The 16,944-nt window shown below is 68.6% G+C and carries 21 protein-coding genes; 14 read left to right on the forward strand and 7 right to left on the reverse strand.

Annotated elements, in window-relative coordinates:
- The first annotated feature begins 79 nt into the window (after nt 1-79).
- From ACQPZQ_RS02750 to ACQPZQ_RS02760, 3 genes are all read left to right on the forward strand, one after another.
- Nucleotides 80-1,810 (forward strand): branched-chain amino acid ABC transporter permease, encoded by a 1,731-nt coding sequence (locus ACQPZQ_RS02750; RefSeq protein WP_433291702.1) that lies wholly within the window; start codon nt 80-82, stop codon nt 1,808-1,810.
- 106 nt (nt 1,811-1,916) lie between these two features.
- Complete coding sequence (locus ACQPZQ_RS02755; RefSeq protein WP_433291704.1) at nt 1,917-2,765, forward strand: ABC transporter ATP-binding protein; 849 nt, start codon at nt 1,917-1,919, stop codon at nt 2,763-2,765.
- Complete coding sequence (locus tag ACQPZQ_RS02760; protein WP_433291706.1) at nt 2,762-3,484, forward strand: ABC transporter ATP-binding protein; 723 nt, start codon at nt 2,762-2,764, stop codon at nt 3,482-3,484. Before ACQPZQ_RS02755 ends, ACQPZQ_RS02760 begins: the two co-directional genes overlap by 4 nt.
- Before the next feature lie 7 nt (nt 3,485-3,491).
- Here ACQPZQ_RS02760 and ACQPZQ_RS02765 read toward each other — a convergent pair whose 3' ends face one another.
- Nucleotides 3,492-3,968, reverse strand: a complete 477-nt coding sequence (locus ACQPZQ_RS02765; protein WP_433291708.1) for a hypothetical protein — start codon at nt 3,966-3,968, stop codon at nt 3,492-3,494.
- Nucleotides 3,969-4,229: 261 nt separating this feature from the next.
- Here ACQPZQ_RS02765 and ACQPZQ_RS02770 point away from each other — a divergent pair, with 261 nt between their 5' ends.
- Entirely contained in the window at nt 4,230-4,730 is a 501-nt protein-coding gene (locus ACQPZQ_RS02770; RefSeq protein WP_433291710.1) for an N-acetyltransferase family protein, read from the forward strand.
- A 31-nt stretch (nt 4,731-4,761) separates the two neighbouring features.
- Here the strand turns inward: ACQPZQ_RS02770 and ACQPZQ_RS02775 are convergent, their stop codons facing one another.
- From ACQPZQ_RS02775 to ACQPZQ_RS02790, 4 genes are all read right to left on the reverse strand, one after another.
- A complete protein-coding gene (locus ACQPZQ_RS02775; RefSeq protein ID WP_433291712.1) occupies nt 4,762-5,298 on the reverse strand; it encodes a dihydrofolate reductase family protein in 537 nt (178 codons plus the stop codon).
- Nucleotides 5,299-5,359: 61 nt separating this feature from the next.
- The gene (locus tag ACQPZQ_RS02780) at nt 5,360-6,067 is read right to left on the reverse strand and encodes a helix-turn-helix domain-containing protein (protein WP_433291714.1); all 708 of its coding nucleotides are present in this window, start codon (nt 6,065-6,067) and stop codon (nt 5,360-5,362) included.
- 158 nt (nt 6,068-6,225) lie between these two features.
- Nucleotides 6,226-6,450, reverse strand: a complete 225-nt coding sequence (locus ACQPZQ_RS02785) for a hypothetical protein (protein ID WP_433291716.1) — start codon at nt 6,448-6,450, stop codon at nt 6,226-6,228.
- 123 nt (nt 6,451-6,573) lie between these two features.
- Nucleotides 6,574-7,164: a GntR family transcriptional regulator gene (locus ACQPZQ_RS02790; RefSeq protein ID WP_433291718.1), complete on the reverse strand. Its 591-nt coding sequence runs from the start codon at nt 7,162-7,164 to the stop codon at nt 6,574-6,576.
- Between the two features lie 328 nt (nt 7,165-7,492).
- Between ACQPZQ_RS02790 and ACQPZQ_RS02795 the strand changes: the two genes are divergently transcribed.
- The 6 genes from ACQPZQ_RS02795 to ACQPZQ_RS02820 all read left to right on the forward strand — a co-directional run bounded on the left by ACQPZQ_RS02795 (nt 7,493) and on the right by ACQPZQ_RS02820 (nt 12,478).
- Entirely contained in the window at nt 7,493-8,110 is a 618-nt protein-coding gene (locus ACQPZQ_RS02795; protein ID WP_433291720.1) for a DUF6262 family protein, read from the forward strand.
- A gap of 571 nt (nt 8,111-8,681) precedes the next feature.
- Nucleotides 8,682-8,894: a Clp protease N-terminal domain-containing protein gene (locus tag ACQPZQ_RS02800; protein WP_433298974.1), complete on the forward strand. Its 213-nt coding sequence runs from the start codon at nt 8,682-8,684 to the stop codon at nt 8,892-8,894.
- 353 nt (nt 8,895-9,247) lie between these two features.
- Nucleotides 9,248-9,787, forward strand: coding sequence for a hypothetical protein (locus tag ACQPZQ_RS02805; RefSeq protein WP_433291722.1), 540 nt, complete (start codon nt 9,248-9,250; stop codon nt 9,785-9,787).
- 152 nt (nt 9,788-9,939) lie between these two features.
- Nucleotides 9,940-10,533 carry a hypothetical protein gene (locus ACQPZQ_RS02810; RefSeq protein WP_433291724.1) on the forward strand — a complete coding sequence of 198 codons (594 nt, stop codon included), beginning with the start codon at nt 9,940-9,942 and terminating at the stop codon, nt 10,531-10,533.
- 37 nt (nt 10,534-10,570) lie between these two features.
- Nucleotides 10,571-11,614: an FAD-dependent oxidoreductase gene (locus ACQPZQ_RS02815; RefSeq protein ID WP_433291726.1), complete on the forward strand. Its 1,044-nt coding sequence runs from the start codon at nt 10,571-10,573 to the stop codon at nt 11,612-11,614.
- 156 nt (nt 11,615-11,770) lie between these two features.
- Complete coding sequence (locus ACQPZQ_RS02820; RefSeq protein ID WP_433291728.1) at nt 11,771-12,478, forward strand: DUF1345 domain-containing protein; 708 nt, start codon at nt 11,771-11,773, stop codon at nt 12,476-12,478.
- Nucleotides 12,479-12,562: 84 nt separating this feature from the next.
- Here ACQPZQ_RS02820 and ACQPZQ_RS02825 read toward each other — a convergent pair whose 3' ends face one another.
- Nucleotides 12,563-13,150 carry a hypothetical protein gene (locus ACQPZQ_RS02825; RefSeq protein WP_433291730.1) on the reverse strand — a complete coding sequence of 196 codons (588 nt, stop codon included), beginning with the start codon at nt 13,148-13,150 and terminating at the stop codon, nt 12,563-12,565.
- Between the two features lie 246 nt (nt 13,151-13,396).
- On the opposite strand from ACQPZQ_RS02825, the gene ACQPZQ_RS02830 reads away from it, so the two are divergent.
- The 4 genes from ACQPZQ_RS02830 (at nt 13,397) to ACQPZQ_RS02845 (ending at nt 15,291) form a co-directional block, all read left to right on the forward strand.
- On the forward strand, nt 13,397-13,894 hold the full coding sequence (locus ACQPZQ_RS02830; RefSeq protein ID WP_433291732.1) for a CinA family protein: 498 nt from the start codon (nt 13,397-13,399) through the stop codon (nt 13,892-13,894).
- 84 nt (nt 13,895-13,978) lie between these two features.
- The gene (locus ACQPZQ_RS02835; RefSeq protein ID WP_433291734.1) at nt 13,979-14,179 is read left to right on the forward strand and encodes a BBE domain-containing protein; all 201 of its coding nucleotides are present in this window, start codon (nt 13,979-13,981) and stop codon (nt 14,177-14,179) included.
- A 62-nt stretch (nt 14,180-14,241) separates the two neighbouring features.
- The gene (locus ACQPZQ_RS02840) at nt 14,242-14,640 is read left to right on the forward strand and encodes an STAS domain-containing protein (RefSeq protein ID WP_433291736.1); all 399 of its coding nucleotides are present in this window, start codon (nt 14,242-14,244) and stop codon (nt 14,638-14,640) included.
- 60 nt (nt 14,641-14,700) lie between these two features.
- Nucleotides 14,701-15,291 carry an ATP-binding protein gene (locus tag ACQPZQ_RS02845; protein WP_433291737.1) on the forward strand — a complete coding sequence of 197 codons (591 nt, stop codon included), beginning with the start codon at nt 14,701-14,703 and terminating at the stop codon, nt 15,289-15,291.
- A gap of 36 nt (nt 15,292-15,327) precedes the next feature.
- On the opposite strand, the gene ACQPZQ_RS02850 is transcribed toward ACQPZQ_RS02845, so the two are convergent.
- Complete coding sequence (locus ACQPZQ_RS02850) at nt 15,328-16,938, reverse strand: efflux RND transporter periplasmic adaptor subunit (protein WP_433291739.1); 1,611 nt, start codon at nt 16,936-16,938, stop codon at nt 15,328-15,330.
- Nucleotides 16,939-16,944: the final 6 nt, after the last annotated feature.

Raw genomic sequence — 16,944 nt, forward strand, 5'->3', positions numbered from 1 at the left:
GAGCACGCTCGACAAGCCTTCGAAATGTGCGGTCGTCCGAGCGGTGCTGAGATCTTGGCCGGCGCAGCTGTCTCGGTTCGTGACCGTGCTGCGGATCGCCGGTGGCGTGTTCACGCTGGTGGGTGCGCTGCTGCCGTGGGCCACGTTCGTGCTGAACGAGGGTCCGTATCCGGAGAAGTCGACACTGGCGTTGTTCTCCGCCCCGTTCGCGGTCACCGGGTTCCGGCTGCATCTGGCCGTGTTCGGGGTGGCCGCGATCGTGATCGCACTGGTCAGGGTGCCTGGTCGGGAGCGGATTCTGCGGGCGGTCGGGTGGGGTGTGGTCGCGGTCGCCGTGGTGAACGGCCTCTACATCACTGTGGACGGTGGTGGCCTCGGCGCGATCACCGCCGGCAACGGGGTCGCGTTCGGCGCGGTCGTGGCGCTGATCGGCGGGGTGTTGCTCATCCTGGGCGCCACCGCGGGCGGGCTCTCACCCGTGCCCGTCTGGAGATGGCGGTTCAACCGGTACGTGGAATGGCTGATCCTGCTGGTCACCTTCGGCCTTCTGCTGTTGCTCGTGTCGGCGGTGTTGACCAGTGGCGGGCAGGGCGGAGCCGCCAACGTCTACGCCGGCGCGGTGTTCCTGTCGTTCCTGGGTGCGGTCGGTGGGCTGCTGGGGGCGTTGCACGCCTCTGGCGTGGTCACGTGGATCGGCGCGGTGTCCGAGCGGCGCCGGGTGTTCAGCGTGATCGTGCTGCTGGTCGCCGCGTTGCTCCTGCCGTTGACCGGTGCGGGCACCGAGTACTGGATGACGGTGGCTGCCAACATCGGGGTGTATGCGGCCACGGCGATCGGGCTGAACATCGTCGTCGGGTTGGCCGGGCTGCTGGACATGGGCTACGTGGCGTTCTTGGGGATCGGCGCGTTCGTGGCCGCGAACTTCTCCGGCGCCGCGGCGTCCCGGATCGGGATCCAGTTGCCGTTCCCGCTGGTGATGGTGATCGCGGGGGTGGTCGCCGGCATCTTCGGGGCGATCGTGGGCTCGCCGACGCTGCGGGTGCGCGGGGACTACCTGGCGATCGTGACGCTGGCGTTCGGCGAGATCTTCGTCCGCAGCGCCCAGAACAACATCGGTGGCTTGACCGGTGGCGCGAACGCGATCCCGGGGATTCCGCCGGTGTCGTTGTTCGGCACCGACTTCAACGACTCGGTGCACGTCGGTGGGCTGCAACTGCCGCCCGGCGTTCTGTACTACGTGCTGATCGTGTTCATCGTGGCCGCGGTCATGCTGGTGTTCGCGAACCTGAAGAACTCGCGGCTGGGCCGGGCCTGGATCGCGATCCGGGAGGACGAGGACGCTGCCCGGGCGATGGGCATCCGGACGGGGCCGATCAAGATCTTGGCTTTCATGATCGGGGCGACGCTGGCGGGGTTCGCGGGTGCGTTCTTCGCGCACAAGACCGCCAACGTCTCCTACGACAGCTTCCAGTTCCTGGAATCGGTGACGTTGCTGGCGGCGGTGATCCTGGGTGGGATGGGCACGATCCCGGGTGCGGTACTGGGGGCGTCGATCCTGTTCGTCTTGCCGGAGAAGTTGCGAGAATTCTCCGACTACCGGCTGCTGCTGTTCGGTATCGCCCTCATCCTGATCATGCGGTTCCGGCCTCAGGGTCTGGTGCCGGACCGCCACCGCCGCGCGGAGCTCGCACCCGTGAGCGAACCCGCGACGATGCCGGTGCCCACCGTCGACAGCTCCGGGGCGACTCGGCGGCCGAGCACTAGCGGGCCCAGCGACCGTCACATGATCCGGACGGTGGAACGTCGGTGAGCCGGTGACGTCAGGAGGCTTCGGGCGGCGTGTCGTGAACGAATGTCCATCGGCCTGGCTGCGAGCGATAATCGGATAGCGCGGAAATTGTGAAGGCGAGAACGGCATGACCAGGTCGACGCCGGAGTGGGCGCGTCCGCAGCAGGCGGGCGCCGAGCAGACGATGCTGCGTGCGGCCGGGGTGACGATGCAGTTCGGCGGGTTGCGGGCACTCAACGATGTGTCGTTCGGGCTGGCCGAAGGTGAGATCATCGGGCTGATCGGGCCGAACGGAGCCGGCAAGACCACGCTGTTCAACTGCTTGACCGGCTTGTACGCGCCGACGTCGGGCTCGGTGTCGATGCGGGGCACGACGCTGCCGCAGGACCCGGCCAAGGTCACCGAACAAGGTGTGGCGCGGACGTTTCAGAACATCCGGCTGTTCCCGAGCATGACCGCGCAGGAGAACGTGCTGGTCGGGCGGCACGTGCGGATGCGGCAGAACCCGTTGTCGTCGCTGCTGCACGGTCCGGGGTTCCGGCGCAGCGAGGCCGAGGCGGCGGAGCGCACGGAGGCGCTGCTCTCGTTCGTCGGGCTCACGCGGTTCGCCGACGAGCTGGCTCGCAACCTCCCGTACGGCGATCAGCGTCGGCTGGAGATCGCGCGGGCGCTGGCCACCGATCCGTCCGTGTTGTTGCTGGACGAACCGACGGCCGGGATGAACGCACAGGAGACCGAGGCGACCCGGCAGTTGATCTTCGCGATCCGGGATCTGGGTGTATCAGTGGTGGTGATCGAGCACGACACCAAGTTCATCTTCACCCTGTGCGACCGGGTGCTGGTGCTCGTTCAGGGCGAGGTGCTGGTGGAGGGCTCCCCGGACGAGGTGCGAGGGGATCCGCGGGTGGTCGAGGCCTATCTGGGGGCGCCGCCGGAAGAGGTCGAGGCCCAACTGCACCGCGGAGACCACCAGTGAGCTTTCTCGAGGTCCGCAACCTCACCGTGGCCTACGGGGCGATCCAGGCGGTGCGGGGAGTGTCCTTCTCCCTGGAGCGCGGCCAGATCGTGTCGCTGATCGGCAGCAACGGAGCAGGCAAGACCACCATCCTGCGGACGATCTCCGGGCTGCTGCGCCCGCAGTCGGGGGAGATCCTTCTGAACGGGGAGCCGATCCATTGGTTGCCGGCGCACGAGATCCTGGCGCGCGGGGTGGCGCACAGCCCTGAGGGCCGACGGGTGTTCGCGCGGATGACGGTGGAGGAGAATCTGCTGCTCGGGGCCCACACCCGCCTCGATGAGGCCGGGATGCAGCACGACCTGGCGTGGGTGTACTCCCTGTTCCCGGTGCTGGGCGAGCGGCGGGCGAACAAGGCGGGATTGTTCTCCGGTGGGGAGCAGCAGATGCTGGCGATTGGGCGGGCGCTGATGTCGCGCCCGAAGCTGTTGATGCTCGACGAGCCCTCGATGGGCCTCTCACCGATCATGACGCAGATGATCTTCGAGACGGTGCAGGACTTGCAGGCCGAGGGCACCACGGTCTTGCTGGTCGAGCAGAACGCCCTGGCGGCTTTGGCCTTGGCAGAGCACGCCTACGTGATCGACCTGGGCCGCACCACGCTGTCGGGCACCGGTGCCGAACTCCTCGCCGACCCCCGGGTGCAGGAGGCCTACCTGGGCGAAGGGGTCTCCTCCTGATCGCGCCTCACGGCCTCTCGCGTTGCGCCTGCCGGGCGCGCTTGCTGATCTGCTGCAGCATGCCTCGGGTGATGATCCGGTGGCCGCCCGAGGAGATCACGGCGGCGCGGTAGAGCGCGCCGTGCGGGCCGGGGAAGGCCCCGTGGCTCTGGGCGCGCAGGCGGTCGTCGTCGAGGAGAAACGTGAGCCGGTAGCGCGAGAAGTGGTGGCGTCCCTGCAGCGTGAGGCGACGGCCCGGCTCGGCGTCGACGACGCGGAAGCCCGGAACCGTCTCGCCGGGTCGGCCCTCGAACGTCGGCGTGCCGCGTGCCGGGTCGGCGCCGAGCAGGCGCGCGAAGTGGGTGGCGCCGGTCATCTTGTGGTGAAGCACGTGCATCAACGCCGACCACACCGCGTCGCGGGATGCGCCGGTGGGGACGGCGTGCTCGTCGATGTACGGAAGGTGCTCCATGAGGCGATCGTCCCAGATGGGTCGGACCGCCACCGCGATCCTCATCGCGATCGGTGGACGTCAGGGAGTCGTGGGGCCGTCGGCCAACTCGACGGTGACAGCCGCGTGATCGGATGGCCAGACACCGTCAACCGGCCCGTCTCCAGACGATGGGCCAGCCGTTCCACGTCACCACCCGCACCGTGTGCCCCCGACCGGTCTCTCCGCGTTCGCACGATCTCGGAGGGCGTACCTGCGCGAGCCCGAGCGCCCCCGGGCTCATCGCTGAGCCGATCTCCGGGCAGAGTCTTCAGCATGCAAGGACTCGCACTGCTCGACGTTCCCGGCGGGGCCGTCACGCTCCGGCTCGCGGCCGCTGACGACCTACCGGACCTGGTGGCGCTGCTCGCCGCCGACCAGCTCGGCGTCCACCGCGAGACCGCCGAGCGCTCGCCCGCGGCGCTTCAGCCGTACCGCGCCGCCTTCGAAGCCATCTCCGCCGACCCGGCCCACCTGCTCGTCGTGGCCGTCGACGATCTGCGTCTGATCGGCACGATGCAGCTCAGCTTCATCCCGGGACTGGCACGGCGCGGCGCGTGGCGGGCCCAGATCGAGGCCGTCAGGGTGCACGAGGAGGCCCGCGGCAGGAACATCGGAACGAAGATGATGGAGTGGGCGATCGAGGAGGCGAAGCGCCGGGGCTGTGCGCTCGTCCAGCTCACCACCGACAAGCGCCGCACCGATGCCCACCGCTTCTATGAACGCCTGGGGTTCGTGGCGTCGCACGAGGGAATGAAGCTCCGTCTCGAGACCTAGCGCGTTGACCACCGGACCGCGGTCGAATGCGTCAGGAGGCGGGCGCGTAACTCAGGTTGAGTACGCCGGTCGAGAGCACGGCACTGTCGACGAGCTGGAGTCGGTGCGTGGTCGTGTCGTCGAACAAGCGCTGACCGCGGCCGACCGCGATCGGGTGCACGAGGAGGCGGAGCTCGTCGAGCAGCCCGTTCGCGAGTAGCCACCGAACCGTGGTGGCGCTGCCCGTGATGCAGATGTCGCCGTCGATGGTCTCCTTGAGCCGACGGACCTCGTCGACGTCGCCGGGGAGTGCCGTGGTGTTGTTCCAGGTCGGCTTTTCGAGTGAGCTCGAGATCACGTACTTCGGCATCGTGTTGAAGTAGGTGGCGAACGGCTCGTCGGTGCTCTCCGGCCAGTACGCGGCCCACTCGTCGTAGAGCTTGCGTCCCATGAGGAACGCCTTGTTCGTTTCCATCCCGGCGCCGACGACGGCACCCATCTCGTCGTTGAAGTACGGGGAGTGCCACTGGTCGGGAGCCTCGACAACCCCGTCGAGAGCGATGAAGAAGTTCGAAACGATCTTGCCCATGGTGGTGGCGATTCCCTTGTCCGTGTGATCGAGTGCGTTGGCGCAAACGGTATGAGCCCGATCAGCCCTCGGTCTTGTACAGGAGCGACAGGGGCTCCGCGGCCTCCCGCCGCTGGAGCTGCGTGGCGGTGCGGCCGATGAAACGCGTGAGCGACCTGGACAGGTGCGGCTGGTCGTAATAGCCGAGCCGGTGCACGACGTCGAGGGGTGCGGCACCTTCCCCGAGGAGGATCGCCGCCTGGCGGGCCCGCTCGATCTGGCGGATCGCACCCTGCGTGAGACCGGTCGCCGCAGCGACACGCCGCTGCACCGTGCGTGCGCCGATCCTCGGTTGCTCGCCCGCAACCACGTCATCGACGAGCGGATCGCGCACGAGCACGCCCTCCCGCACGAGCCGGGCGACGAACTGTTCTGCGTTCTCGAAGTCGGGGAGTGCCCACTCGTCACCCCGGCAAACGAAGGCCTTGGCGGTGACGTGCGGGCTGTCCAGGTGCGCGTCGACGAGTCGTGCCGCCGGTAGGTGCGGCATCGACGTCCCGTGGGAGAAGGTGATCCCGAAGGACTCGGACTCGTCGGGTACGTCGGCCACGCTCGCCGCGGTCTCCGGGCCACGGACGCCGACGTGGACGCGGCCGTGCTGCTGCCAGACGACGAGCTCCCAGTTCGACGTCGCCACTGATGTCATCCGCTCGACGCCGGAGCTGCGGCCGCGCCACACCCGCGAGATGTACAGCGAGTCCGACGGTCGGTCTTCGCTCTCCAGCGCCATCCCGCCTCCTCGTCACATGTGCGGCCTCGTCAACGTCGATCGACGTCGATCGGGGCGACTCGTGTGATGACGAACCCGTAGGCGATCATGCCCAACACGAGGAACGCACCGCCATCAGCATGTCAAGGTGCGAAAGGCCGCCCGGGCGTGCCGCTCCCTCAGAGCAACCGGTCGCCGGGCAACGGGCTCGGCGCCGGACGCTCCTCTTGTACGTCGGTCTCGATTCGGGCCCGGTTGGCGGCGGGATGCCAGATCTCGTCGAAGGGCCCCATGAGCGACCCGCCACCGCCGCGGCGGCGAACACGAGATGCGATCCATGCCAGGCCGGCCAGGACAACGCCGAAGATGGCCAGGGTCATCAGGAGCGCTACCAGGCCATCCACTCGCCGGATGTTAGCGGCCGATGTCGGCCGAGCCGCCGTCATCGGCGGCGGAGCGTTCAGGTCGACCAGGACCCCACGGGTGTAGGTGCAGACCTTCATCGCCCAGGTGTAGTGAGCGCGCGGTCACTCAGCTGGTAGCTCGTAGAGCAGCTCGTAACGCTCGCCGATCGCCGTGATGAAGTTTGCCTCGACTGGTCGGGCCGCCGTATGGGCTACGCGGCGGATGCGGTAGACGGGGGCACCTGGCGCGATGTCGAGCAGGGCTGCCTCGTGCTCGGCGGCCAGACCGATGCGCACGGCTTCCTGGAAGTGCACGAGTTGGTGTCCGCTTTCCTCCAGGCGGGCGTAGACGCCGCCGGGGCCAGTGTCCTCGTTCTCGATGACGGTGCCGCGGGTGATGTCGCGCGGCAGGTAGCTGGTGGCCAGCTGCACGGGCTCGTCGTCGGCGAACATGACACGATCGCGCACGAGGACTTCGGCGCCCTGCTCGATCTCGAGTGTGGCTGCGACCTCGTCTCCCGCAGGCTCGACGCGCATGTCCACTTCGACCCGGGCAGCCCAGCTGCCGGTGTGGGCATCGCTGGTGAAGGTCCCCCGGCCGGCGGCGCGTTCGGCGCGGCTGAGGCGGTTTCGGGCCAGTCGCATCACCGGGCGGCGGGGTCGGACGTACCAGCCGGAACCGGGCAGGCCGATGATGAGACCCTGGTTGCGCAACGCGTCGAACGCGAGGCGCGGACCTGCTCTACTGGCGCCGCAAACGCGAGCAGTGGCGCTCCATCGCCGAACGCGCACCCGACGACGCCACAGCCGACTACCTGCACCAGGTCTTCGAGCCCACCGCCCGCGCGATCGAGGGCCTGGAGAATGCCCTGGCCGGGCTCGGACTGCTGGACGACGCCCTCGCACTGGACCTGCGCCGCCCACAGGACTACTTCCACCGCCTCTGGAGCGTCGGCTTCCCCGCCGCCAACCTCGCCCGCGCCGGAACCCATGGCGACGGTGACGGCAACGGCGAGCTCGACCGACGAGTTGAGCAACCGGCGTGACTACGCCGGCGCAACCGCGCACCACCGCCGCGCTGGCGGCCCGGCGACGCAGCACTGCGGCCAAGATCGACCACGTCCGCACCGCGCTGAAGGCGCTGCGCCGCGAGCACGTTGACGTCACCTTCCACGCGGTCGCCCGGCGAGCGTCGGTCTCCCGAACGTTCCTCTACGAGAACCCCGACGCCCGGGCGCTGGTCGAGCAGGCCATCACCCGCGCAGGCACCGACCGGGGGCGGGTAGCTCGCGAACGCGTCCTCGCGCAGGACGGGTCCTGGCGAGAACGCGCCCTCAACGCCGAGGAGGCCCTCACCGCCGCGCACCAGGAGATCCGCACCCAGCGATCCCGGATCGGCACCCTCATGGGCGAGATCCGCGACCTCGAACACGATTACCCCCGGGGCTCTGCGGAACACCTCCAGGTCGAGAACGCCACCCTCAAGCAGCGCATTCACCAGCTCACCCAGGAGAACCGGATCCTCGACGAACGTCTCCATGCCGCCCGCTCCAACCTCCGATTCCAAGACCGTAGACTCGCCGACCTCGAAGCTAACTTCTCGAATCCCCACTCTGAGCCACTATTGGGCCAGTCCCTCGGCTTCTCCCGCAAAAGATGAGAACGGGCCGCAATGGAGCACGCCGTCGCAACAGGCGTCGGCATTCGCGAGGCGCATCGAATACCGCCAGATGAAGGCTGATCAAGGACGGTCCCATGCACCACGGACTCGCGAAATCCTCCATTCGGGGGCCTCGGAGCCACGGAGAGTGTCGCTGCTTGAGCCGCGCGAGTGAGAATACAAATGATCTCGCTACAGTGCAACGCCCGGTGACATCGAGATCGAGAGAAAGGGTACCTATGAAAAAGACCTGCTCTGCGCTCGCCGTCCTCGTCAGTGTTGCGGGATTCGCTCTCCTTGGCCCCACTGCTTTCGCCAACGCCTCGCCGGTCAGCCCTCTCGCGGGCGGAACGACTCTCGCTCCAGGCGCGATCATGCAGCCTCCGGGCCAGCCCCTGGAAGCGTGCTGGGCCGGGCGAGACGGCGACCAGGTAGTCTGGGAGGGCTGGGTTTGGGAGTGCACATACGTGATGGGCGACAACCCCGAGTGGCAATGGGAGCCCATCCGTCGGTGGCCGTAATCTGGGAAAAGGCGGGTCAGATGGTGGCAGACTTCTCCTTGAGTCCGCGAATGCGGCGAATTCTAGAGCGGGCCGAGGAGCTCGCCCGGGGTCGCGGTATGACCACCATTGGCACCGAGCATGTGATGCTGGCACTTCTAGACGATCCTAAGGCGATCGCCACCATGGCCCTGGGAAAGGTCGTCGACCCTGCCCGAGTGCAGGAGGAGATCCGGACAATCATCGAGTCAGAGAGCTACGGCCGAACACCGCCGAATTCCTAGGGCCGAAGAGGCTCGAATCGGCGCCGCCAAGAGAGCGCCTTCACCTGCACGGCAGTAATCTCGGATAACGTCAGGTCGATCCTCGATTTGCCGCCAATGACTTGCGGGCAGCCATACCGCGAGTCTCACACGGCCTGGAAGATCGCCTGCTGAACGTCCGTCTCGTCCAACCCCACTGCCCGATCGACGCGGCCGTCAAGCAGGTGAGCCAAAGATGCTCACGATCGTCGTCCCCGACCCGACGATGACCACGCGATCGTCAGGTCACCCGCTCGCAGTCGACGAACTGCCGCCACCCCGGGCGCCCGCACCGCTGTTGGGCCGAGCAGCTCGCCCCCGGCGGCGCGATCCTGGTGGACATCAAGCTGGGCGTCAGCGCCGGGAGCCTGGTGCTGCTCCAACGGGTCGAGGACCGCTTGGAGGGCCACTTCACGCAGCGGTGGGCGGCGTTCATGGGAATGCGCGCCGCTACACCGGTGGCGGCTGCCCCTCGAGCCAAGCGTGTGGCCGAGGCCCGCACCCGCTTCACCGATATCCCGGCGACCCCGTGGAGCGCCAACTCTGCTGCCTGGTTCCTCGCCCACCTGCAACTGCCCGCCGGTATCACGTTCGGGTTCGACCTCGACCCTGCCACCCGGCAGCCGGCCGCCTCGACACTCGCCGCCCGCGACGGGTCGTGGGCTCGCCGGTCGTGTACTGACGAGACTGTGACCGAGGGCGGTCCGACCCCGCTGTGGCGCCACGTCGAATGGGGCTACCAGCAGTGGATGCAGGCGGGGCAGCCGCAGTGGGAACGGCTGGGGCTGACGGTCACCGCCGATGGAACGCACACGCTGTGGGTCGACGACCCTGCCGGCCCGTCGTGGCCGGTCCCTTCGCGTCCCGTCGGTTGAAGTCGAGAAGGCGCCGACGTCGAACGGCTGGAGTCGCAGCTCAGGCCGGTCCGTGCTTGTCGCCCATTGGGCTACAAGCCGCAGGAATCGTCGTGTGGCAGGGTCGGCTGGACCGTTGAATTCGTTCTTCTGCAGTGAGGAAGGTGAACCCCGTGCCCAAGCGGCCTGACGAACGCGAGCCCCGCGGCGACGTGGTGATCCGATTGGACACTCCCGAGGAGCTTTTCGCGGCCGACCCCCGCTCGCTGCTCTTCGGTTCGCGCCGACTGGAGAGCGGGGTGGAGGAACTGGTGGACCTGTTCCTGGCCATGAAGAAGAAGGTCCGCACTCGCCGCATCGTGCTCGAGATGGCGGGCGAATGCTCCCCCGAGCTGGTCGCGAGCCTCGAAGGATCTCTGCGCCGCTACTGCCGGCTACGGATCGAGCGGGCGAAACGGCAGGGCGCCGTGATCTGGCGGAGCGGAATGCGTGCGCTCGTCAGCGGCTCGCTGCTGTTCTTCGTGGGCGTGGTGCTTTCCTTCGGCTTCACCCGTCCTGGGGAGGACGAGTTCTGGGCGGAACTGCTCGGAAACGGCGTCTTCCTGGTGGTGGCCTGGGTCGGTCTCTGGTACCCGCTCGACCTGCTGTTCATAGCCCGGCAACCGGTGAAGCGGGAAATACGCGTGCTGACCGAACTCCTCAGACTGCCCGTGGTGGTGCAGTCCCAGGGTGCGGCAACGCCCGGGGACGCCACGGTGGCCTCGTGACTCGATCACGTGGGATGCGCGCCGTACGCTGAGTTCGGTGAGGGTCGCGGTCGTCGGCGGCGGAGTGGTCGGGCTGTCCACCACGGCCGCGTTGCTCCAGCGCGGTGTGGACGTGGTGTGTTACGAGCAGGCGGGCGAGCCGATGGCGCAGCGGTCCGCGGGGTCGTCGCGCATCTTCCGCCTGGCTCATGCCGTGCCGGATCTGGTGCGGCTCGCCGCGGTGGCCCGGGCCGGATTCGGCCGGTGGGAGAACGCGAGCGGCACGTCGTTGATCGGCCGGAGCGGCTGTGTGGTCAGCGGTGAGCAGATGCCGGTGTGGGCGGCAGCGATGGCTGCCGCCGGTGCGGTGCACGAGGTGGTCGACGGAGCATCGGACGGACTTCGGCTCCCCGCGCTCACACCGCCGTCCGAGGCGTTGCTCGACCCGGCCGGCGGCGTGATCGACGTCGACGCGGTGCGTGCCCATCTGACGGAGCTGACCAAGGGAGCTGTCCTCCGGGCGCAGGTGTACGCGCTCGAGGATTCCCGTGGCGGCGCCACCGCGTGGAGCTCGGCCGGAGACGCCCGATTCGACGCGGTCCTGCTGGCGGCGGGAGCCGGCACGTCGCCGCTCGCCGCGCAGGTCGGCATCTACACGCCGCCCGCGCTGGCGCACCACGTCCGATTCACATTCCCGTTCGACTCGCCGGTGACGTGGCAGTGCTGGATCGACACGCCCCCCACCGACCTGGGCACCTACCAACATCAGACCGGACCCGGACGCTGGGCCGTGGGAGGGCACCTCGATCCCGCACTGACGGCGTGGGAGGTAGGTCCCGAGGCGGCCACCACCGCGTCACGTGACGCCGTGCTCGCGTACGCGCGCCGGCACCTCGCTGTCGAGCCGCGCATCGTCGACAGCCTGTACTGCGTGACCACTCCCGATCTGGGCGACGGATTCGAGTTCCGCCGGAACGGGCCGATCCTGGCGGTGTACGGCGAGAACCTGTTCAAGTTCGCACCCCTGTTGGGAGACGTACTCGCCGCTGCATGCGTCGACGGATCGACCCCTGCAGCGCCGGACGTCGCGCTGAACTACTAGCACACGCACCCGAAAACGCCCGAGCGTAACCGGTCGGCAACAATTCGACACGCGTCTCGTCGAAAAGCGGGGTCAAGATCGGCGCGGCTGACGACGGCAGGCAGACTGCAGCACCTCGTCATCCAATTCGATCCGCGATGAACAAGGAAACAATAAGTGAACGAGCAGATCACGCCTGTGGCCACCGCCGAACCGGACGCTGCCGAACATCCGTCGGACTCCCGCGCCCAACAGGTCTCACCGGGCCGATGGGTGACGCGTACGGTCGACGTCCTGCTGCTCCTGGCCAGCCTGGGGACCATCCTCAACCCCGAGGACCCCGCGGTGGACTACTCCGCCTACGTGCTCACGAGCGTGGCGTGGATTCTCGTCGCCCTGTGCTACATCGGGATCCGGGTGTCGCGGGTGCGTCGAGCGCGACGTGGAGACCAGCGCTGGCCGGAGCGGCTGGCAGGCCGCCGGACGAGCTATCTCATCACGTTGGCCACGGCAGTCACCCTGTTCAGCGCCGGCCTGGATATCGCGACCGTCGAAGGCAGCGATGACGTCCAGACCATCGTCCAGTTCTTCGGGGTGGTCATGGTGCTGCTCGCCTGGGCGATCCTGCACCTGGGCTACGCGGAGCGTTACGCCCAGCTCTACCTGAATGCCGACGAGCCTCCGTTCTCATTCCCCGAAACGCCGGCGCCGACGCTCCTCGAGTTCGTCTACTTCTCATTCGCGGTCGGAACGACGTTCGCCACGTCCGACGTCGAGGTTCGCTCCACCCGCACGCGCGGAATCGTGCTCTGCCACGGGCTGCTCGCGTTCGTCTACAACACCGCGATCATCAGTATGGTGGTCGGCCTGCTCACCGGGAACTGATCGCTGCGAGATCCGAGTCGATCGAGAATTGCAGAACGCTCCCCGTGCTGACGAGCTCGGGGAGCGTTCTGGGGGCGCGGCGGGTTACGGGAGCAACAGCTTCTCCACGGCCAGCTGCTGCACCTGCCCCACGACCCGTTCTTCGTCCGCGGCCCCGGTGCTCTCGAGGATCACCAAGTGCTCGGGCAGGAACACCTGGCGCTGCAACGCCAGCTTCCGTTTGAGGCTGTTGTCGGTGTACCGGATACGCACGTCGGTGGCGGGGTAGTCGTTCATGGTGAGCTCTTGCGAGCTGATGAGGAGGCCGTCGTAGATCTCGGCGGAGAGCTCGGCGGAGCGCTGCAGGTCCGCATGCGTGACCGGCTTCCCCAGCATGTCGTCGGGCCTGCGGACGATGGTGATGCGCGTCTCGACCTCGACCGGACCCTCCGTCGAGCGGTAGGCGAACATCGGGAGGCCGGCGTCGGACGGCACCGGACCGAGCAGTGACGCCGTGACGCCGCTCTCCACGTCGTGAACAGGTGTCCACGAGGTGACCCGCCACTGCCTGGCCTTCCACTCCTCCTGCACCCCGGCGTCCGGCGTCGCGCAGCCAGCTAGGCACGTTGCCAGGACGGTGAGGACGATCGAGGTGACGACCCGGCCGAAGCCGTGCTGGGGGGACGTGCGCATCGAGTCCTGTTCGGGGGTCGAAAGTGACGGTCTGTCAGAAAAGACGGGCGACAACGGCATTATGGACATGGACCATGGGTTCTATTGTCCGATTGGGTTTCACAAGGTGGTGAGGCGTTCGTCCCGTAAGTTCGGATCTCACCGGTCCCCTGCACTACATTCTTACCTGCGGATTCTGCCGGACGTCCCGTGTCGTGCACCACTGCGGTGGCGTCGCAACATTTGCGACCGTCGTAGGTTGGCCGAATGCCGTCCACATCGCTTGTCACCCTCGCCGCTCGGATCGCGGAGCAGCTCACGTCGCGCCGACAGACCGTCGCGGTCGCCGAGACCTCCAGCGGAGGGCTGATCTCGGCCGCGCTGCTCTCCGTCCCCGGTGCCTCGGCCTACTACCGCGGCGGCACGGTGACCTACACCAGCGACGGCGTCGCGGCGCTGCTCTCGGGCGCAACCGACATGGAGCCGGGCGATCGAGGTGCGTGCGAGCCGTACGCGCGCTACCTCGCGGCGTCGGTGGCCGCGAAGCTCGGTACGGACTGGTCCGTGAGTGAGGCAGGCGCGGCGGGACCGTCGGGCAATCGGTACGGGGATCCGGCGGGGCACACATGGGTGGCGGTCGCAGGGCCCGACGGATACCTGCGCGCCGAGCACCTCTTGACCGGCAGCGACGACCGTGAGGCGAACATGGAGGCCTTCGCGGCCGCGGCGCTGAAGATGCTTCTCACCTCGCTGACGGCCGACTGATCGGCCGTACCCGGTGGTGCCGTCCGCGCACGGAGCGCAAAAAACCGCGGATCGAACGGGCTGCCGGCATCCGGAGCGGCCCTGATGGATCGATTGGCGCCGTGGCTCGCGGAGCGGAAGATCTCCAACTTCCTCACGCCCGTCGACGCGACGGTGCAGGGCACTTGCATCGCATTCGATGAGCCCACTTATGCGCGCCTCCGATCCGTCAAGGCGCGATACGACAAGCGGAACACCGTCCGGTTCAACCTCAACATTCCACCGGACGGTGCCGCGGCCATCTGACGGCCACGGGTCATCCGCGCCGCGGTGAACCACGCCACCCGTCCCCGGTACGGTCTGGACTGGTGAACAGCGGTCAGGACGGAATGCCACCGCCCGAGGAGTTGATTTCGGTCCGCCGAGCCACCCGCGGGCGGGCCGTGGTCCTCACGGTCGAGGGCGACGTGGACGTCGCCACCGCATCGGTGCTCCGCAGAGCGGTGGACGAGGCGCTGACTGAGGCCGGGCCGCATCCGCTCGTGATCGACCTGACCGGCGTGACGTTCCTGGCCTCCCGAGGGCTGAGCACGCTGGTGGAGGCGCACCGGGAAGCGAGTGCGTCGAGTCCGCTGCGGGTGGTCGTCGACCACACCCGCCCCGTCATCCGGCCCCTGCAGCTGTCCGGTCTCGACCGGATCCTCACGTTGTTCCACGACGTCGAGGATGCGTTGAGCGGCCGGCCGGAGGTCGACGTCTCCGAGTGACGGGCAGCACGTGAAAGCCCCGGTCGGCGCAGGCCACACCCAGACGGCACACTGGCCGCTATGCCGCCCCCCTGCGACGTCGACCCAGAGGGATGGGGGCCGCTAGCCGGTCCGGACCCGTCGCCGAGCCCAGCACACCTGGCGAGCTCGGCGGCTGCCGCCGCGTCCATCGCGGAGACCACGTTCACCTTCCGGGTCGCCGCGCACGTCACCTCCGCCTGGCAGACGCGGGCACGGATCCGGGGCTGGCTGGAGGCGTTGCAGTTCCCCGCTGACTGGGTCGACGACGTCGAGTACATCGTGAGCGAGGCCGTCAGCAACTCCGCCGAGCACGCCTACCCCCCGGCGAACTCCGACGGGCTGATCACGATCGAGGCAGAGGCCTTCCCCGTGCGCGCTGCCGAAGGCGACCACGAGGAACTGTGGCGGGTGCGGGTGCGAGTGGCGGACGACGGGCGGTGGAAGCCGCTGAACCCCGAGCAGCAGCACCGCGGCCACGGGCTGGCCGCGATCGCTGCGCTCGCCGCCGAGGTCATGATCCGCCGTGGCGAGGAGGGGGACTCGCCGGGCACGGAGGTGATCGTGATCAGCCCACCTGCACCTCGGCGTGCCCGAGTGGAGCGCCTCCGACGGGGCCCGTCGGCTCCCTGAGGAACGGACGGGCCCCGTCGGCGACCACTGCCGGAATCAGCTGGTGGACGGCCCCTGCGGCAGCACGAGCTCCTGACCCTCGGTGAGCCCGGAGACCACCTCGGTGAACTCGTCGCCGACGAGCCCGGCCTGGAAGGGGGTCGGGATCGGCGCGCCGTCCGGCCCCCGCAGGTCGACGACCAAGCGGCCGGCGTCGGTGCGAGTAACGGCGGACGGCACCCGCAGCACGTTGTCCACGGCCTGCACCATGACGTTGGCGAGTGCGGTCTGCCCGTCGTGCAGGCGGTCGTCGTGCTCGGTGAGCACGATCGTCGCGTAGTACCGGACGACCCCGGTGCCGGAGTTGCCCGACGGCGCGATCGCGAGCACGGTGGCGTCCGCCCGCAGGTCCGGCACGGCGTCGACGGTGACCTCGACCCGCTGGTTGGGCGCGACGCGCGACGCGTCGGACTCCTCGAACGGCACGACGAGCTGGAACGAGTCGATGTTGTTCAGCACCATGAACGTCCCTGCGCCGGGCGCGGGGCTCGGCCCGCCGCCCCCGGCGCCACCCGACGCCGCGACCTCCGGCAGCGCCGCGCTGCTCCCGGGCGCCATGGCCGTGGTTCCGGACGCCGCCGCGACGAACTCGCCCTTCGCCCCGTTGATCACGGAGACGACACCGGCGATGGGAGCCCGCAGCACGGTGTTGTCGACGTCGCGCTGGGCCAGCGCCACCTGCGCCTCGGCGTCACGAACGGCGGCCTCCTGGGCGGAGGTGTCGGCGGGCTTGTCGCTGCCGGCGCCGTCGAGCTCGTTCTGAGCGGAGACGATGCTCTGCTTGGCGTTCTCGATCGAGAGGCGCCCCGACGCCTCGTCGACGTTCTCGCGCTCCTTGGCCGCGTCGAGCGCCGTCTGCGAGGAGAGGACCACGCGCTTGGCGTCCTCCACCGCCTGCTTGTCGGCGGTGATGCGCTCGCACGCCGGGTTGGGGGGTGGTGTGGTCGGGGGCGGCTGCGCCGCCGGGGCCGTACCGAGAAGCCCGGTCGACGTGGACTGCCCCTCATTCTTGGTCGCCGCTTTGTCATCGTGCCCGTTGTCGCTGGGCTTCGAGGATCTGGATCCGCAGGCCTTCTTGTCGTCGTCCAGCCGATCCTCGGCCAGGTCGAGCGAATTGCGGTCGAAGTCGAGCTGCTTCTGGGCGCGGTCCGTGGCCGAGTAGTTCGCGTTGTTCGTGGCCTCCACCGAGTCCTCGGTGGCGTCGAGGATGTTCTTGGACTGGTCCAGCGTCGCCTGGGCCGCGCCGATCGAGTTGCCGTTGCGGATCTTGTCCAGCTGCGCCTGCTGCTGGGCGAGCCCGGCCTTGCGCTGCTCGAGTGTCTGCTGGAGGGCGAAGTCGTCGAGCCGGGCCAGCTCCTGACCGGCCTCCACCTTGGTGCCGACGCCGACGAGCACGTCCTTGAGCTTGCCCCCCTGAGGGAAGCCGAGGTTCTGCTGCGTGATCGCCACAAGCGTTCCCGACGCCGACACCGTGGTCGCAACGGTGCCCCGATCCACCCGCAGGGTGGGCGGAGGCGGCTGCTCTGCCGTGCACGCGGTTGCGCCGACCACCGCCATCACGGCGATCGAAAGCGTCACCCGGGCACGCCGCCGGGTCGATCGGGACATGAGAGC

The organism is Pseudonocardia sp. CA-142604, from assembly GCF_050948475.1.
GTDB lineage: Bacteria > Actinomycetota > Actinomycetes > Mycobacteriales > Pseudonocardiaceae > Pseudonocardia > Pseudonocardia alaniniphila.